The 17926-nt window shown below is 66.9% G+C and carries 16 protein-coding genes; 1 reads left to right on the forward strand and 15 read right to left on the reverse strand.

Annotated elements, in window-relative coordinates:
* Complete coding sequence (locus AC1MLT_RS06040) at nucleotides 1-765, forward strand: glycosyltransferase (protein ID WP_481034384.1); 765 nt, start codon at nucleotides 1-3, stop codon at nucleotides 763-765.
* Between the two features lie 7 nt (nucleotides 766-772).
* Here AC1MLT_RS06040 and AC1MLT_RS06045 read toward each other — a convergent pair whose 3' ends face one another.
* The 15 genes from AC1MLT_RS06045 to ispC form a co-directional block, all read right to left on the reverse strand.
* Nucleotides 773-1219: a DUF4149 domain-containing protein gene (locus AC1MLT_RS06045; protein ID WP_481034385.1), complete on the reverse strand. Its 447-nt coding sequence runs from the start codon at nucleotides 1217-1219 to the stop codon at nucleotides 773-775.
* A 14-nt stretch (nucleotides 1220-1233) separates the two neighbouring features.
* Nucleotides 1234-1716, reverse strand: a complete 483-nt coding sequence (gene greA, locus AC1MLT_RS06050) for a transcription elongation factor GreA (RefSeq protein ID WP_481034386.1) — start codon at nucleotides 1714-1716, stop codon at nucleotides 1234-1236.
* Between the two features lie 97 nt (nucleotides 1717-1813).
* The gene (gene kdoO / locus AC1MLT_RS06055) at nucleotides 1814-2773 is read right to left on the reverse strand and encodes a Kdo hydroxylase KdoO (protein WP_481034387.1); all 960 of its coding nucleotides are present in this window, start codon (nucleotides 2771-2773) and stop codon (nucleotides 1814-1816) included.
* 5 nt (nucleotides 2774-2778) lie between these two features.
* Complete coding sequence (carB, locus tag AC1MLT_RS06060; RefSeq protein WP_481034388.1) at nucleotides 2779-6036, reverse strand: carbamoyl-phosphate synthase large subunit; 3258 nt, start codon at nucleotides 6034-6036, stop codon at nucleotides 2779-2781.
* Nucleotides 6029-7228, reverse strand: a complete 1200-nt coding sequence (gene carA, locus AC1MLT_RS06065) for a glutamine-hydrolyzing carbamoyl-phosphate synthase small subunit (RefSeq protein WP_481034390.1) — start codon at nucleotides 7226-7228, stop codon at nucleotides 6029-6031. Before carA ends, carB begins: the two co-directional genes overlap by 8 nt.
* Before the next feature lie 209 nt (nucleotides 7229-7437).
* Nucleotides 7438-8211 carry a TrmH family RNA methyltransferase gene (locus tag AC1MLT_RS06070; protein ID WP_481034392.1) on the reverse strand — a complete coding sequence of 258 codons (774 nt, stop codon included), beginning with the start codon at nucleotides 8209-8211 and terminating at the stop codon, nucleotides 7438-7440.
* A complete protein-coding gene (gene rnhB, locus AC1MLT_RS06075) occupies nucleotides 8208-8900 on the reverse strand; it encodes a ribonuclease HII (protein WP_481034394.1) in 693 nt (230 codons plus the stop codon). Before rnhB ends, AC1MLT_RS06070 begins: the two co-directional genes overlap by 4 nt.
* Nucleotides 8872-10020, reverse strand: a complete 1149-nt coding sequence (gene lpxB / locus AC1MLT_RS06080; protein ID WP_481034395.1) for a lipid-A-disaccharide synthase — start codon at nucleotides 10018-10020, stop codon at nucleotides 8872-8874. The genes rnhB and lpxB overlap by 29 nt, the downstream gene beginning before the upstream one ends.
* Nucleotides 10021-10027: 7 nt before the next feature.
* Entirely contained in the window at nucleotides 10028-10816 is a 789-nt protein-coding gene (lpxA, locus tag AC1MLT_RS06085) for an acyl-ACP--UDP-N-acetylglucosamine O-acyltransferase (RefSeq protein ID WP_481034397.1), read from the reverse strand.
* Between the two features lie 13 nt (nucleotides 10817-10829).
* Nucleotides 10830-11276: a 3-hydroxyacyl-ACP dehydratase FabZ gene (fabZ, locus tag AC1MLT_RS06090; RefSeq protein WP_481034399.1), complete on the reverse strand. Its 447-nt coding sequence runs from the start codon at nucleotides 11274-11276 to the stop codon at nucleotides 10830-10832.
* Between the two features lie 9 nt (nucleotides 11277-11285).
* On the reverse strand, nucleotides 11286-12263 hold the full coding sequence (gene lpxD / locus AC1MLT_RS06095) for a UDP-3-O-(3-hydroxymyristoyl)glucosamine N-acyltransferase (RefSeq protein WP_481034400.1): 978 nt from the start codon (nucleotides 12261-12263) through the stop codon (nucleotides 11286-11288).
* 25 nt (nucleotides 12264-12288) lie between these two features.
* Nucleotides 12289-12843: an OmpH/Skp family outer membrane protein gene (locus AC1MLT_RS06100; RefSeq protein ID WP_481034402.1), complete on the reverse strand. Its 555-nt coding sequence runs from the start codon at nucleotides 12841-12843 to the stop codon at nucleotides 12289-12291.
* Nucleotides 12843-15242 carry an outer membrane protein assembly factor BamA gene (bamA, locus tag AC1MLT_RS06105; RefSeq protein ID WP_481034403.1) on the reverse strand — a complete coding sequence of 800 codons (2400 nt, stop codon included), beginning with the start codon at nucleotides 15240-15242 and terminating at the stop codon, nucleotides 12843-12845. The genes AC1MLT_RS06100 and bamA overlap by 1 nt, the downstream gene beginning before the upstream one ends.
* Before the next feature lie 40 nt (nucleotides 15243-15282).
* On the reverse strand, nucleotides 15283-16641 hold the full coding sequence (gene rseP / locus AC1MLT_RS06110) for an RIP metalloprotease RseP (protein ID WP_481034404.1): 1359 nt from the start codon (nucleotides 16639-16641) through the stop codon (nucleotides 15283-15285).
* A gap of 94 nt (nucleotides 16642-16735) precedes the next feature.
* Nucleotides 16736-17923 carry a 1-deoxy-D-xylulose-5-phosphate reductoisomerase gene (gene ispC, locus AC1MLT_RS06115; RefSeq protein WP_481034918.1) on the reverse strand — a complete coding sequence of 396 codons (1188 nt, stop codon included), beginning with the start codon at nucleotides 17921-17923 and terminating at the stop codon, nucleotides 16736-16738.
* Nucleotides 17924-17926 lie beyond the last annotated feature (3 nt).

Genomic DNA, 17926 nt, shown 5'->3' on the forward strand with positions numbered 1-17926 from the left:
ATGCCGCGCCCGCACGCTGACGGAGCGCAGCGGCACGTCCTGTGCATGAAGTGGGGCACCAAGTACGGCCCCGAATACGTCAACCGGCTCTATGCCATGGTGCGCCGCCATCTGGGCGGCGACTTCGATTTCGTCTGCCTGACCGACGACGACCGGGGCATCCGGCAGGAGGTGCGCTGCCTGCCCATCCCGCCGCTCGAACTGGACATGAAACCGGGCCAGCCCGACCGGGCCTGGAAGAAGCTCACGACCTTCGAGGCCGACCTGCATGGCCTGCGCGGCACGGCGCTGTTCATCGATCTCGACGTCGTGGTGGTCGGCTCGCTCGATGCCTTCTTCGAGCTGCCGGGCGAGTTCCTGATCATCCACGACTACGCCCGGCCCTGGCGTCCCAGGCGCATCACGGGCAACTCGTCGGTCTACCGGTTCGAGCTGGGAATGCACGCGGACGTGCTGGCGTACTTCCGCGCCCACGCGGACGAGGTGCAGGCGCGATTCCGCAACGAGCAGGCCTACCTGTCGGACTTCCTGCATCGGCAGGGCCGGCTGGGCTACTGGCCCGCCGCCTGGTGTCCCAGCTTCAAGTACCACGGCATCCCGGCCTGGCCGACCAACTACTGGCGCGAGCCCTTCGTGCCGGAGGGCGCGCGCATCATGGTGTTCCATGGCGAATGCAATCCGCCGGACGCGCTCGCCGGGCGCCGCAACCGGGCCTTCCGGTTCATCCGGCCGGCGCGCTGGATCGCGCGCCACTGGTCGACCTGATCAGTGATCAGCTCGCGCCCGGGGTGGGCGCGAGCGTCGCGCGCCGTGCCATGCGCCACAGCAGGAAGAGCGTGCACAGCCATTGCGCGAGGTACATGCCGCTGCCCAGGGCATGCCAGAACTTCAGGTTGTCGCGCGCCAGGATGCGCGGCGCGACGGCGTACTGCTGCAGCAGCGCCAGCAGGAGCGCGGCGAGCACCAGGAACAGGCCGGCCAGCACGGCGCCGCCGAAGCCGCCATCGCCCAGCGTCCTGAAATGGATCAGCAGGACCAGACCGCAACCGATCGCGATCCAGGTCTGCGCCGCGAACAACTGGCCGGCGAAGTTGCCGGCCACCGCCGGATTGCCCAGCCGCGCGAACAGCAGCGGCACGACCAGGAAGCCGATCGTCGTCAGGCTGCCCCACCAGAGCGCGGCGAGCATCAGCGCCACGCGATCCTTGACCGATGCCATGGCGCGTGCCGTCCTCAGCCGACGTAGCGGACCGCGACGATCTCGTAGCGCCGCACGCCGCCGGGCGCCTGCACCTCGGCGGTGTCGCCCTCCTCCTTGCCGATCAGCGCGCGGGCGATCGGACTGGAGATGTTGACGCGGCCGAGCTTGAGGTCGGCCTCGTCCTCGCCGACGATCTGATAGGTCACGGCCTCGCCGCTGTCCTCGTCCTCCAGGTCCACCGTGGTGCCGAAGACGATCTTGCCGCCGGCATCCAGCGTGGCCGGATCGATGATCTGGGCCGCCGACAGCTTGCCCTCGACCTCCTGGATGCGGCCTTCGATGAAGCCCTGGCGATCCTTGGCGACCTCGTACTCGGCGTTCTCGCTCAGGTCGCCCTGGGCCCGGGCCTCGGAGATGGCATTGATGACCCAGGGCCGGTCGACGGTCTTCAGGCGATGCAGTTCCTCGCGCAGTTTCTCGGCGCCACGCTTGGTGACGGGAATGGTGTTGGCCATGTTGTGGTGCTCCATAAAACGAAACCGCCGAACGCTGCCGTTCGGCGGTGCATGGTGTGGTGGCCCTGAGTGCCGTGACCGGATTCGTCGAACGGGTTCAGACGATGGTTCTTCCGGTCAACCGGCTCAGGATGGCGAGCGGACTCGACTCGGGATTGTATTGCCTCGATGCGGCCAGATGAAGGGTCTGCTCGAGCATGTACTGGCCCGACATCACCGCGTGCGGCGTCTGGTCGGAGAAGCAGACCCAGGCCGAGCCCGATGGAAAGGCCATGGTCTGCTGCGGCGCGTGGCGCTGGTAGTCGGCATCGGACTTCATCGCATCGTGCAGCTGCAGCATCAGGTGGTCGTACTCGCTGCGCAGCGACTTGGTGACATGCAGCGCCTGCAGGATCCGCGCCTGCCAGGGCGCATACGACTTGACGCGCGGCAGGAAGCGCCGGGCCACCGCCTCGAAGGGCTCGCCGACGCGCCAGACGCGCGGCAGGCCGTCGGGATTGACGTTGACGAACACGCGCAGGATGCGTTCGCCATAGTTGGGCCGCGAGGGAAAGGCATCGATGTGCAGCCGCTTGTCGTCGGCGCGCCATGATTGCGTGCGCGTCTCGACCTGCACCGGCCGGTAGCTCGTCGGCGCCACGCGCAATGCCTCGGTGTAGTGCGGCAGGAGATCGTCGATGAACCGCAGCGCCTGGCGGCGGAAGCGCTCGATCATGGCCGCGGCGTCGCGCTGCCGGGCGTCGTCACCGGCGACGCCCTTGAGCCCGCCCCGGGCGTCGTAGCTGATGTTGCGCACCTGGGGCGCGAGGACGTCGGGCGACAGCAGGCGGCGCTCGCCCGGCTCGACCTCGAAGGCCAGTCGTGGGAAGTACAGCACCTTGCCGGCCTCGAGCGCGGCGATCCAGCCGGCATCGGAGCGCGCCGCATGCCAGTCGGCCAGATCGAGCTCGACGATCTGCGACTCCGATGGCTGCGACGGCTGCGATTGCAGCGGCGCCAATGCCGGCAATGGCGCCGCGCCGCTCGTCGGTGGCCGGAACCCGAGCGTGCCGTACATCTGCGTCAGCCTGCGGCCTGGACGGCGAGTTGAGCGTGCATCTCCTGCACCGAGATCACGCCCAGCTCGTCCATGTGGCGCATGCCCTCGACGGCCGCCTCGGCGCCAAAGATGGTCGTGAAGGTCGTCACGCGCGCGAGCAGCGCGGAGGTGCGGATCTGCCGCGAATCGGCGATCGCGTTGCGGCGCTCCTCGACCGTGTTGATGACCAGGGCCACTTCCTGGTTCTTGATCATGTCGACGATGTGCGGACGGCCCTCGGTGACCTTGTTGACCACCGTGCAGGGCACGCCGGCGGCGTTGAACGCGGCCGCCGTGCCCTTGGTCGCGAGCAGTTCGAAGCCGAGCTTGACGAGGCCCTGGGCCACCTCGACGGCGCGTGGCTTGTCGTTGTTCTTGACCGAGACGAACACCTTGCCGGACTTCGGCAGGATGGTGCCGGCGCCCAGCTGCGACTTGACGAAGGCCTCGCCGAAGGTGCGGCCCACGCCCATCACCTCGCCGGTCGACTTCATCTCCGGGCCGAGGATGGTGTCGACGCCGGGGAACTTCACGAACGGGAACACCGCCTCCTTGACGCTGAAGTAGGGTGGCGTGACCTCCCGGGTCATGCCCTGCGAGGCCAGCGACTGGCCGGCCATGCAGCGTGCCGCCACCTTGGCCAGCTGGATGCCGGTGGCCTTGCTGACATAGGGCACCGTACGCGAGGCGCGCGGGTTGACCTCGAGCACGTAGATGACGTCCTTGCCATCCTTCTGCTGGATCGCGAACTGCACGTTCATCAGGCCGACCACGTTCAGGGCCTGCGCCATGGCGGCGCTCTGGCGCTTGAGCTCGGCGATGGTCTCGGCCGAGAGCGAATACGGCGGCAGCGAGCACGCCGAGTCGCCCGAATGCACGCCGGCCTGCTCGATGTGCTCCATCACGCCGCCGATGAGCGTCGCGCCCTCGGCATCGCGGATGCAGTCGACGTCGCATTCGACCGCGTCGTTCAGGAAGCGGTCGAGCAGCACCGGCGAGTCGTTGCTGACCTTGACGGCCTCGCGCATGTAGCGCTCGAGGTCGCGCTGCTCGTGGACGATCTCCATGGCGCGCCCACCGAGCACGTAGCTCGGGCGCACGACCAGCGGATAGCCGAGCTCGGCGGCCTTGGCCAGCGCCTCGGGTTCGGCGCGCGCGGTGGCGTTGGGCGGCTGGCGCAGGCCGAGCGTGTGCAGCAGCTGCTGGAAGCGCTCGCGATCCTCGGCCGCGTCGATCATGTCCGGCGAGGTGCCGATGATCGGCACGCCGTTGGCCTCGAGGTCGAGCGCGAGCTTCAGCGGCGTCTGGCCGCCGTACTGCACGATCACGCCCAGCGGCTTCTCCTTGTCGACGATCTCCAGCACGTCCTCGAGCGTCAGCGGCTCGAAGTACAGCCGGTCGGAGGTGTCGTAGTCGGTCGAGACGGTCTCGGGATTGCAGTTGACCATGATGGTCTCGTAGCCGTCCTCGCGCATCGCCAATGCCGCGTGCACGCAGCAGTAGTCGAACTCGATGCCCTGGCCGATGCGGTTGGGACCGCCGCCGAGCACCATGATCTTCTTGTTGTCCGTCGGTGCCGCCTCGCACTCGTCCTCGTAGGTCGAGTACATGTAGGCGGTGTTGGTCGAGAACTCGGCCGCGCAGGTGTCCACGCGCTTGTAGACCGGGCGCACGCCGAGGGCCCGGCGCTTGTCGCGGATCGCGGTGTCGGTGGTCTTGAGGTGGCGGGCCAGGCGGCGGTCGGAGAAGCCCTTCTTCTTGAGCGCCAGCAGCGTGTCGCGATCGATGGCGTCGAGCGATTGGGTCTCCAGTTCGAGCTCGATCTTCACGATCTCCTCGATCTGGACCAGGAACCACGGATCGATCTTGGTCAGCGCGAACACCTCGTCGACCGAGAGGCCCATGGCGAAGGCATCGCCGACGTACCAGATGCGCTCGGGACCGGGCTCGCCCAGTTCCTTCTCCAGCACCTCGCGGTCCTGGGTCTTCTCGTTCAGGCCGTCGACGCCGACCTCGAGGCCGCGCAGCGCCTTCTGGAACGATTCCTGGAAGGTGCGGCCCATCGCCATCACCTCGCCCACCGACTTCATCTGCGTCGTCAGGCGCGAATCGGCGGTCGGGAACTTCTCGAACGCGAAGCGCGGGATCTTGGTGACCACGTAGTCGATGCTCGGCTCGAAGCTCGCCGGCGTGGCTCCGCCAGTGATCTCGTTGCGCAGCTCGTCGAGCGTGTAGCCCACGGCCAGCTTGGCCGCGACCTTGGCGATCGGGAAGCCGGTCGCCTTCGAGGCCAGCGCCGAGGAGCGCGAGACGCGCGGATTCATCTCGATGACGACCATGCGGCCGTCCTTCGGATTGATGGAGAACTGCACGTTCGAGCCACCGGTGTCGACGCCGATCTCGCGCAGCACGGCCAGCGAGGCGTTGCGCAGGATCTGGTACTCCTTGTCGGAGAGCGTCTGCGCCGGCGCCACGGTGATGGAGTCGCCGGTGTGCACGCCCATCGGGTCGAGGTTCTCGATCGAGCAGACGATGATGCAGTTGTCCGCCTTGTCGCGCACCACTTCCATCTCGTATTCCTTCCAGCCGAGCAACGATTCCTCGATCAGTAGCTCGTTGGTCGGCGAGGCCTCCAGGCCGCGCTTGCAGATGGTCTCGAACTCCTCCGGGTTGTAGGCGATGCCGCCGCCGGTGCCACCGAGCGTGAAGCTCGGGCGGATGACGGTCGGGAAACCCATCAGCTTCTGCACCGCCCAGGCTTCCTGCATGGAGTGGGCGATGCCCGAGCGCGCCGAGCCCAGGCCGATCTTGGTCATCGCGTCCTTGAACTTCAGGCGGTCCTCGGCCTTGTCGATGGCCTCGGGCGTGGCGCCGATGAGCTCCACCGGCCGGCCGGTCGCCGCGCCGGTGTACTTGTCCAGCACGCCATTGCGCCACAGGTCGAGCGCGCAGTTCAGCGCGGTCTGGCCGCCCATGGTCGGCAGGATCGCGTCGGGCCGTTCCTTGGCGATGATCTTCTCGACCGTCGGCCAGGTGATCGGCTCGATGTAGGTGACGTCGGCCGTGGCCGGGTCGGTCATGATCGTCGCCGGATTGCTGTTGATCAGGATGACGCGGTAGCCTTCCTCGCGCAGCGCCTTGCAGGCCTGCACGCCGGAGTAGTCGAACTCGCAGGCCTGGCCGATGATGATCGGGCCGGCGCCGATGATGAGGATGCTCTTGAGTTCTGTGCGCTTAGGCATTCTTGGTTCCTGCTTTGTGCTTTTCCATCAGTGCCGTGAAGCGGTCGAACAGATAGCCGATGTCGTGGGGGCCGGGCGAGGCTTCCGGGTGGCCCTGGAAGCAGAAGGCGGGCTTGGAGGTGTGGGCCAGGCCCTGGAGCGTGTTGTCGAACAGGCTGATGTGCGTCGCGCGCAGGGTCGGCGGCAGCGACTTCTCGTCGACCGCGAAACCGTGGTTCTGGCTCGTGATGCTGACGCGGCCGTTGTCGAGGTCCTTCACCGGATGGTTGGCGCCGTGGTGGCCGAACTTCATCTTGTAGGTCTTGGCGCCCATGGCCAGCGCCATGATCTGGTGGCCCAGGCAGATGCCGAAGACCGGGATGCCGGTCTCGATGAGCTCGCGCGTCGCGTCGATGGCGTAGTCGCACGGCTGCGGATCGCCCGGTCCGTTGGCCAGGAAGATGCCGTCGGGCTTGAGCTTGAGCACGTCCGCGACGGGGGTCTGAGCGGGCACCACGGTGATGCGCGCGCCACGCTGCGCCATCATGCGCAGGATGTTCTTCTTGACGCCGTAGTCGAAGGCCACGACGTGGAAGCGTGGCGTGATCTGCATGCCATAGCCCGGCTTGCCGTCGACATGCACGAGCTTCCACTCGGTCTGCGTCCACTCGTAGGTCTGCTTGACCGACACCACCTTGGCGAGGTCGAGGCCGGCCATGTTCGGCGCGGCCTGGGCGGCGGCGATGGTCTGGTCGATCAGGTCCTGCGTCACGGTCTCGCCTGCCGCCAGGCCGCGGATCGCGCCGTTCTGGGCGCCCTTCTCGCGCAGGTGGCGCGTCAGCTTGCGGGTATCGAGATCGGCGATGGCCACGGTGCGGTTGCGCACCAGGTAGTCGCTGAGCGTCTCGGTCTTGCGGAAGTTGGAGGCGACCAGCGGCAGGTCCTTGATGATCAGCCCGGCGGCATGGACCTTGTCGGCTTCGACGTCCTCCTCGTTGACGCCGTAGTTGCCGATGTGCGGATACGTGAGCGTCACGATCTGCTGGCAATAGCTGGGGTCGGTGAGGATTTCCTGGTAGCCGGTCATGGCGGTGTTGAACACCACTTCACCGACGGTGGAGCCGGAGGCTCCGATCGAATGGCCGAGAAAGACCGTGCCGTCTGCGAGCGCCAGGATGGCGGGAGGAAACGCTCCCTTGAGAGACAAAAGCACTGGGTTCTCCGGATGGTTACGGTCGCCCGGAGTCTCCGGAAATGCTCCCGGAAGACTGCTGATTCGAGGATTTTTGCTTTGAAGGCGGCCGGGCGACGCTGTGCGAAAAGCGCTTGATTGTAGCCGTCGCGACCACTAATTCATTCGTCAATCGGACATTCCCGAAGCTTCGATCGATCCGCATGCCGGATCACCTGTGGCTCGGGGATTCAGCGCGTCGCGCCGCTCGCATGCAGGCAGATCGCGGCGGCCGCGGCGACGTTGAGCGACTCCTCGCCGCCGGGTTGCGCGATGCGGATGCGCAGGGCCGCGCGCGCTTCGAGCGCCGGCGAGACGCCCTGCCCCTCGTGCCCCAGGACCCAGGCGCAGGGCCAGGGCAAGGCCGCGCGATGCAGGAATTCGCCACCGTGCGAACTCGTGACGAGCAGCGGCACGGCCAGTGCCTCGAGTTCGTCCGGCGTCACCGTCTCGATCAGCCGCAGGCCGAAATGCGCGCCCATGCCGGCGCGCAGCACCTTGGGCGACCAGAGCGCCGCCGTGCCCTTGAGCGCCACCACCTGGGCGAATCCGAAGGCGCCGGCGCTGCGCAGGATGGAGCCGACGTTGCCCGCGTCCTGCAGGCGGTCGAGCACGACGGTGGCCATGTCGGGACGCAGCGCCGGGCGCTCCGGCAGGTCCATGACGAAGCCCATCGGCGCGGGGGATTCCAGTCCGCTGACACCGGCGAGCAGATCGTCGGCGACGACGACGATGCGGTCCGACGCATCCACCCACTCGAAGCGCGAGCGGGCCCAGAAGGTTTCGGAGAACACCGCGACGACCGGCCGCACGCCCCGTTCCCGGGCCGCGCGGCAGAGATGATCGCCCTCCAGCCAGACCCGTCCCAGCTTGCGATAGGCGCCGCCGTCCTGGGCCAGCCTGCGCAGCTCCTTGAGCAGCGGGTTGTCGCGCGAACTGACGTGGGTGGGTTCGACCGGGGTCATGACAGGCCCATCGTCAGCGGCACCGCATCGGCGACGAGCGCCACGCCCGGTGCGCGCGGGTCGACCGGTCCGCGCGCCAGCGCCGCCGCCACCGGACTGAAAGAGCGCCGGTGATGGACGCACGCGCCATGGCGCAGCAATGCATCGAGATGCGCCTTGGTGCCATAGCCCTTGTGGCCGGCGAAGCCATAGTGCGGGAACTCCTCGTGCAATGCCTGGCAGAGCCGGTCGCGATGCACCTTGGCGAGGATCGAGGCGGCGGAGATCGCCCGCACGCGCGCGTCGCCACGCACGATGGCCTCGGCTAGCACGTCGAGCTGCGGCAGCCGGTTGCCGTCCACCAGGACCTTGATCGGCCGCAGCCGCAGGCCTTCGACCGCGCGTCGCATGGCGATCATCGTGGCCTGCAGGATGTTGTGGGTGTCGATTTCCTCGACCGTCGCCGCGGCGATGGAACAGCAGAGCGCGCGCGCCAGGATCTGCTCGCTCAGGCGCTCGCGCTGGGGCGCGGTCAATGTCTTGGAATCGGCCAGCCCGGGAATCGGCCGGCGCTCGTCGAGGATCACCGCCGCGGCCACGACCGGGCCGGCCAGCGGCCCGCGACCGGCCTCGTCGACGCCGGCGACCAGGCCCGGCGCATCCCAGGCCAGCGAGGCCTGTTCAGCGTGCAAGAACTTTTTCGATCGCATCGGCGCACAGGGTCGGGGTGTCGCGCTGGAGTTCGGCATGCAGCGAGGTGAAGCGCCGCTGCAGGGCGCCGACCTCGTCGGGCGCCTGGAGCCAGCGGAGCGTGGCCTCGGCCAGCGCCTCGGGCGTGGCGGCCTCCTGCAGCAGCTCGGGCACGACGAAGTCGCGGCACAGGATGTTGGGCAGTCCGACCCATGGCTGCAGCTGCTGGCGATGCATCAGGTGCCACGAGACCCGGTTCATGTTGTAGGCGATCACCATCGGCCGCTTGAAGAGCGCGGCCTCGAGCGTCGCGGTTCCACTGGCGATCAGCGTGACGTCGCAGGCGGCCAGCACGTCGTGCGAGCGGCCATCGACCAGCTGCACCCGGTCGGCGACATCGCTCGCGCGCAGCAGCGCCTCGACCTCCTCGCGCAGGCTCGGGATGACGGGCGTGACGAAGCGCAGGTCCGGCATCCGCTGGCGCATCAGCGCCGCCGTGGCGAAGAACCGGGCGGCGAGCGCGCGGATCTCCGAGCGCCGGCTGCCGGGCAGCAGGGCCACCACGGGAGCGTCGTCGGGCAGGCCCAGGACGGCGCGGGCGGCGGCGCGGTCCGGCTCCATCGGGATCACGTTGGCGAGCGGATGGCCGACATAGCTGGCCTCGACGCCCTGCTCCTCCAGCAGCGCCGGCTCGAACGGAAAGATGCACAGCACGTGGTCGGCGGCCGAGCGGATCTTCTCGATGCGGTCCGCGCGCCAGGCCCAGATCGACGGACAGACGAAATGCACCGTCTTCATGCCACGCCCACGCAGGGCGCTTTCGAGATCGAGGTTGAAATCCGGCGCGTCGATGCCGATGAACAATTCGGGCCATTCGCGCAGCAGGCGCGCCTTCAGCTGCCGCCGGATGCTGGCGATCTCCGCATAGTGACGCAGCACCTCGATGTAGCCGCGCACCGCCAGCTTCTCCTGGGGCCACCAGCTCTCGAACCCGCGCCGCAGCATCTGCGGGCCGCCGATGCCCTGGGCCTGCAGCATCGGCCAGCGTGCCTGGATCCCGTCGAGCAGCAGGCCGGCGAGCAGATCGCCCGAAGGCTCTCCGGCGACCATCGCGAAGCGCTTGTGTTGAGCGTCGGACATGCCGGTGCTAGCGAGCGATGCCGCGCGTGCTGCGGTCCAGGAAATCGCCCATCAGGGCGATGTCCGCCGCGGCCTCGGGCATCTCGAGCGCGAGCGCCTCGATCGCCGAGCGCGCGTCCTCGAGCTTGCGACCCTGGCGATAGAGCAATCGATGCATCTGCTTGATGGCAGCGATGCGCGGCGCCGAGAAATCACGCCGGCGCAGGCCTTCGAGATGGAAGCCACGCACGGCCAGCGGGTTGCCATCGACCAGCATGAACGGCGGCACGTCCTGCGTCACGGCGCTGGCGAAACCGACCATGGCATGCGCGCCGACCTTCACGAACTGGTGGATGCCCGTCAGGCCGCCGATGAGCACCCAGTCGCCGAGCTCGACATGGCCCGCCAGGGTCGTGTTGTTGGCGAGCGTGGTGTGGTCGCCGACGCGGCAATCGTGCGCGATGTGGGTGTAGGCCATGATCCAGTTGTCGCTGCCCACGCGCGTCACGCCGCCGGCTCCCGGCACGCCCAGATTGAAGGTGCAGAACTCGCGGATGGTGTTGCGGTCGCCGATGAGGAGCTCGGTGGGTTCGCCGGCGTACTTCTTGTCCTGAGGCACCGCGCCGAGCGAGGAGAACTGGAAGATCCGGTTGTCGCATCCGATGGTGGTGCGCCCCTCGATCACGCAATGCGCGCCGATCGTGGTGCCCGCGCCCACCGTCACATGCGGGCCGATGACCGCGTAGGGGCCGACGGCGACCGAGGCATCGAGCCGCGCCGATGGATCGACGATGGCCGTCGAATGAACCTGCGTCATGGACGGCGCGGGATCAGCTGAGCTGGCGCATGGCGCACATGAGCGTCGCCTCGCAGGCCAGTTCGCTGCCCACGCGGGCGCGCCCGGTGAACTTGGAGATGCCGGCCTTCATGCGGTCGATCTCGACCTCCAGGGTCAGCTGGTCGCCGGGTTCCACGGGCCGCTTGAAGCGCGCGCCGTCGATGGCAGCGAAGTAGTAGACCGTGTTGTCGTCGGGCACGATGTCGAGCGAATGGAACGACAGCAGGGCCGCCGCCTGCGCCATGGCTTCCAGCATCAGCACGCCGGGCATGACCGGGCGATGCGGGAAATGGCCGTTGAAGAACGGCTCGTTCATCGTCACGTTCTTGAGCGCCGTGATGCGCTTGCCCTTTTCCATCTCGAGCACGCGATCCACCAGCAGGAACGGATAGCGATGGGGAAGGAGTTTGAGGATCTGGTGGATGTCGAGCGTCGTCATGGTGTTCTTCTATCGTGCATCGTCCTTGTTCTCCAGCGCCTTGAGTCGGTCGCGAAGACGATGCAATTGCTTGAGCGTGGCAGCGTTTTTTTCCCAGGTGGCATTGTCGTCGATGGGAAACATGCCCGTGTATTGACCCGGCTTGTGGATCGACCGCGTCACCACCGTGGCGGCCGAGACATGCACGCCGTCGGCCAGGGTGAGATGACCGAGGATGATGGCGCCACCGCCCACGGTGCAGTGCGCGCCGATCACCGCGCTGCCGGCGACGCCGACGCATCCCGCCATGGCCGAATGCCTGCCGATGCGCACGTTGTGGCCGATCTGGATGAGGTTGTCGAGCTTCACGCCATCCTCGATGACCGTATCGTCCAGGGCGCCTCGATCGACGCAGGTGTTGGCGCCGATCTCCACATCGTCGCCGATGCGCACGGCACCGAGCTGCTCGATCTTGACCCAGGCGCCCTGATGCGGCGCGAAGCCGAAGCCATCGGCGCCGATCACCACACCCGGGTGCAGCAGGCAGCGGGCCCCGACGATGCAATCCTCCGCGATGGTGACGCGCGACTTCAGGACGGTGTCGGCTCCGATGCGCGCGCCGCGCTCGACGACGCAGAAGGCACCGATGCGGGCACTGGGGTCGATCGAGGCATCCGGATCGATGACGGCGCTCGGATGGATGCGCGCGCCTTCGGGCCGCGCGTGATGTGCCTTCCAGAGCTGCGACAGGCGCGCGAAGTAGAGATAGGGATCGGGCGTGACGATGCACGCGCCCCGCGCCGTGGCGGCATCCTGCATGGCCGGGGACACGATCACGCATCCGGCCCGGGAAGCCGCCAGTTCCTTCTGGTACTTGGGATGGCTCAGGAAGGAGATGTCATCGGCCGATGCGTGCTGCAGCGAAGCGAGTCGCTCCACCACCGACGACGCATCGCCATGCAGCTGGCCTCCCAGAGCATCGACGATGGCGCCCAGCCGCAGTGCCACTCGACGATCCGCCGCTATCCCGCTTTCACTTGCCGCCGTTGGTGGCGGCAGTGGAAGGTACGGAATTGTTGAGGGCCTTGATCACCTTCTCGGTGATGTCGTGCTTGGGGTTGATGTAGATCGCTTCCTGCAGGATGGCATCGTACTTCTCGGCCTCGGCGACCTGCTTGACCACGCGATTGGCACGGTCGTAGACCTGCTGCAATTCCTCGTTCTTGCGCGCGTTCAGGTCTTCCTGGAATTCACGCCGCTTGCGCTGGAACTCGCGATCCTGATCGACCAGCGCGCGCTGTCGCGTGGCGCGCTGGCTCTCCGACAATGTCGGCGCCTCGCGCTCGAACTTCTCGGAAGCCACCTTGAGCGCTTCTCCCTGGCTAGCCACATCGCGTTCGCGCTTCAGGAATTCGGACTCGAGTTTGGCCTGGGCCAGCTTGGCCGGCTGTGCCTCGCGCAATACCCGATCGGGATTGACGAATCCGATGCGGAACGTCTCCTGGGCCTGAGCCTGCACGGGAAAAGCTGCTAGGACGGCCAGTGGAACCAGCAGAACCGTACTGACGGCACGGAACGAATGAATCATTAGAACGATGTTCCGATCTGGAATTGGAAGCTCTGAATTCTATCCTTGTAAATCGGATTGGCCGGGTCGGAGAGATCGTCCTCCTTCTGCGAGCGGATCGGCCGCGCGACGGCCAGACGCAGGGGTCCGAGCGGCGAGATCCAGCTGATGCCCAGGCCGAGCGAGGCACGGATCTTCTTCTGCGCCGCCCATTGCGCATCGGTCTGGCTGGTGCGGTCGGTGAAGACATTGCCGACGTCGAAGAAGCCGAAGAGACGCAGGGTGCGATCGTTGCCGGCGCCCGGGAACGGCGTGCTGAGCTCGACGTTGAAGATGGCCTTCTTGGTGCCACCGAGCGCGGCGCGCGTCACGGTGTCGCGCGGACCCAGCGAGTTCTGCTCGAAACCGCGGATGGAACCCAGGCCGCCGGCATAGAAGTTCTTGAAGATCGGATAGGCCTGATCCTGGAGTGCCTTGCCATATCCAACCTCACCATTGATGGCCAGCGTGTATTGCTTCGTCAACGGGAAGTACTGCTGATACTGGTAGCTGCTCTTGATGTACTTGAGGTCGCCGCCCACGCCCCATTCGACGTTGCCGCGCTGGAGTCGACCACTGGTCGGCACGAGCGCGCTGTCGCGATCGTCGCGCGCCCAGCCGATGGTCAGCGGCAGGCCCCACTTGCTGTCGTCGGTACAGGAATTGATGACGCCGGCGGCATTGAGCTGGCAACCGAAGTAGTCGCGATAGGCCTGCGGCGTGGCGGTGGCCACGATGGTGCCTGGCTTGAAGTTGAAACGCTCGAGGCCGGCGCCGAAGAAGACCGTGTCGACCTCGCTGAAGGGAACGCCGAACTTGATCGATCCGCCCTCGCTGACCAGCGAGTAGTCGCCGTCCTGCGTGTAGTAGGGACGCGAGGTCTGGTGGAAGATGCTGAAGGTGCGGGAGATGCCGTCCTTGGTGAAGTACGGGTCGGTCGCGGTGAGCGAGATCGTCTTGTAGTACTTGCTCGTGTTGACCTGCAGGCCCAGGAAGTTGCCCGAGCCGAAGACGTTCTCCTGCGAGATGCCGAAGGTCAGCGAGACCTTCTCGGAGCTGGAGAAGCCGGCGCCGAGCTGCAGCGAGCCCGTGGGCTTCTCGACCACGTTGACCGTCAGATCCACCTGGTCGGGCGAGCCCGGCACCTCCTGGGTGTCGACGTTGACCTCGGTGAAGAAGCCCAGCCGGTCGACCCGGTCGCGCGAGAGCTTGATCTTGTCGCCGTCGTACCAGGAGGCCTCGTACTGGCGGAACTCGCGCCGCACCACCTCGTCGCGCGTCTTGTTGTTGCCGCCCACGCTCAGGCGCCGCACGTAGACCCGGCGCGCCGGCTCGGCCACGAGGTCGAGCGTGACGCGGTTGGTCGCCCGGTCGATCTCCGGCCTCGCCTCGACCCGCGCGAACGCATAGCCGAAGGTCCCGAAGTAGTCGGTGAAGGCCTTGGTGGTCTCGGCCACCTGCTCGCCGTTGTAGGGCTGGCCCGCACGGATGGTGACCAGCGACTTGAACTCGTCGTCGCGTCCGAGGTAGTTGCCTGCCAGCTTCACTCCGGCGACGGTGAACTTCTCGCCTTCGGTGATGTTCACCGTCACCGCCAGGTCCTGACGGTCGGGCGACAGCGCCACCTGCGTGGAGTCGATGCGGAACTCGAGGTAGCCGCGCGACAGGTAGTACGAACGCAGCGTCTCCAGGTCGGCATTGAGCTTGGCGCGCGAGTACTGGTTGGACTTGGTGTACCAGCTCATCCAGCCACCGCTGTCCTGGTCGAACAGGTTCAGGAGGGTGGATTCGCTGAAGGCCTTGGACCCCACGATGTGGACCTCGCGGATGCGCGCGGATTCCCCTTCGGTGACCGTGAATGTCAGGTTCACGCGATTGCGCTCGATCGGCGTGACGGTGGTCACGACCTGGGCGTTGTACAGGCTCTTGCTGACGTACTGGCGCTTGAGCTCCTGCTCGGCGCGGTCGGTCAGGGCCTTGTCGTAGGGACGACCATCGGCCAGGCCGACCTCGCGCAGCGACTTCTGCAGCGCCGCCTTGTCGAATTCCTTGGTGCCCACGAAGTCGACGTCGGCCACCGTGGGGCGCTCCTCGACGATGACCACCAGCACGCCGTTGTTCACGTCCAGGCGCACGTCCTTGAACAGGCCGAGTTCGAACAGCGCGCGGATCGCCGCCGAGCCCGTCTCGTCGCTGTAGGTGTCACCCACGCGCAATGGCAGCGAGGCGAAGATGGTGCCCGGCTCCACGCGCTGCAGGCCTTCCACGCGGATGTCGCGTACCGTGAAGGGTTCGACGGCCCACGCCGCCGTGGCGGCCAGGGTGCTGGCGATCACGGCTGCGACGCTCCGCAGACGGAAGCGACTGATTTTTTTGTTCATGAGATATGTGGAATGCCGGCGGACGAATTGCCGGCAGTGATTAACCAAAAAGCCGATTGACGTCGTTGAACAGCGCAATCGACATCATCACGAGCAACAACGCCACACCACCACGTTGAAATCGTTCCATCCATGCATCGGAAACGCTCTTGCCCGTCAGGCCCTCCCAAAGATAATACATCAGGTGTCCGCCATCGAGGACTGGCAGCGGCATCAGGTTGAGCACCCCTAGACTGACGCTGATGAGGGCCAGGAAGATCAGATATTGGGTCAGTCCGAGACTGGCCGATTTGCCGGCGTAGTCGGCGATGGTGAGAGGTCCGCTCAGGTTCTTCAGCGATGCTTCGCCGATCACCATCTTGAACATCATGCGCACCGTCAGGGCCGACACCTCCCAGGTCCTGACGACGCCTTTGCGCAGGCCCTCCAGGGGCCCCTGGCGCACGGTGACCATCTCGGGCGGCGAGCCGACATAGGCGCCGATGCGCCCCACGATGGCGGTGCCCTCCTCCTTGGCCTCGGGCGTCACGTCGATGTCCAGGGCACGGCCGTCGCGTTCGATGCGCCAGGTCTGCCTGCGCGGCTGGCCGCCATCGATCGACGCGCGAATGAGTTCGCGCAACTGCTGGCCATCGATGACCTGCTGGGAACCGATGGCGCGCACCACGTCGCCCTGACGCAGGCCGGCCCGCTCCCCCGTGCCGCCAGCGACGAGTTCGCCGATCTCCGGTCGCGTGAGCGGCGCCAGCACGCCGATCCTGCGGAACATCTGGGCATCGGCGTCCTTGGCATCGATGCGGCTGAGCGGCAATACGATCCGCCGCCCGCCGTCCGCGAGCTCGAGCGTCAGGTCGCGCCCGTCCAGTGCGCCGCGCGTCATGCGCCAGCGCAGGTCCTCGAATGAATCGACCGGCGTCAGCACACCGTCGAAGCCCGCGTTCGCGATCCGTTCGCCGCCCTGCAAGCCGACTTGCTCGGCCAGCGATCCGGCCACCGGACGTGCCAGTGTGGCGACCGGCTCCTGCACACCGATCCAGTTCACCAGCGTGTAGAGCAGCGCCGCCAGCAACAGGTTGGCGATGGGTCCGGCCGCGACGATGGCGACACGGGAACGCAAGGGCTGCGTGTTGAAGGCGAGATGGCGCTCTGCGGCATCCACCGGTGCCTCGCGTTCGTCGAGCATCTTCACATAGCCCCCGAGCGGGAATGCGCCGATGACGAATTCCGTGTCCTGACCGGGTCGCTGGTTCTTCGGCTTCCAGCGGAACAGGGCCTTGCCGAAACCGACCGAGAAGCGCAGCACCTTCACCCCGCAAGCCACGGCCACTCGGTAGTGTCCATATTCATGGACCGCGATCAGGAGACCCAGTGCGACGAGAAAGGCGATGACTGTGAGCATGGAGGGTTGTGGATCGGTGGATGGAGGAAGCGGAAATTCTCGACAGGAACCCGCTGCGGCGCCGGATGGGAAACCCTGTCCGCCGACGCGACACTCAGACCGCGTGACGTCGGACGGCTGCGCGGGCGGCTTCGCGGGCGACGGTGTCTATCGCCAGCAGATCGCCGAGCGACAGCGGCTTCGATGGCGAAACAGCGGCCAAAGTTTCCAGATTGACCGCATGGATGCGATCGAAGCGCAGACGCCGGTCGAGGAAGGCTTCCACGGCGATCTCGTTGGCGGCATTCAGCACGGCCGTGGTTCCCGGCGTGGCGGCCAGGGTCTGCCAGGCCAATGCCAGGCCGGGGAAGCGCATCGCGTCGGGGGTCTCGAAGGTCAATGCGGACAAGGCACGGAAATCCAGACGGGCAGCGCCGCATTCGATTCGCCGTGGCCAGGCGAGCCCGACGGCGATGGGCACGCGCATGTCGGGGGTGCCCAACTGCGCGATGACGGACGCATCGGTGAATTGCACCATCGAGTGGATGACGCTCTGTGGATGGATGACGACCTCGATCTGCTCCGGCCTGACGCCGAACAGATAGCGCGCCTCGATCACCTCGAGCGCCTTGTTCATCATGGTCGCCGAGTCGACGGAGATCTTGCGGCCCATGACCCAGTTGGGATGGGCACAGGCCTGTTCCGGCGTGACGTCGCCCAGCGAGCCCGGGTCGCGTGTGCGGAACGGTCCACCCGAGGCTGTCAGGATCAGCTTGTCGATCGAGGCATTCCAGCTGGTGGGGTCCTCGGGCAGCGACTGGAAGATGGCGGAATGTTCGCTGTCGATCGGCAGCAGGGTCGCACCCCCCGCGCGCACCGCATCCATGAAGAGTTCACCGCCGACGACCAGGGCTTCCTTGTTCGCCAGCAGGAGGCGCTTGCCGGCGCGTGCCGCCGCCAGACAGGGAGCGAGGCCGGCGGCACCGACGATGGCAGCCATGACCGTATCGACCTCGTCATGCGACGCGATGGTCTCGAGCGCGTCGTTGCCGGTCAGCACGCGTGTCGGCACATCGCTGCGCGCGAGTTGCTCCTCGAGGAGGATCGCGTGTGGCGCGCTCGCCATGACGGCGAAGCGCGGCCGGAAGCGGATGCATTGAGCCAGCATCTCCTCGGTCCGGGTCGATGCCGACAATGCGAACACCTCGAACAGATCGGGATGGCGCGCGATGACATCGAGGGTGTTGGCACCGACCGAGCCGGTCGATCCCAGCACCGTCACCCGCTGCTTCGGACCGGTGATGTC

The sequence above is a fragment of the Variovorax sp. PEI5 genome, from assembly GCF_056679935.1.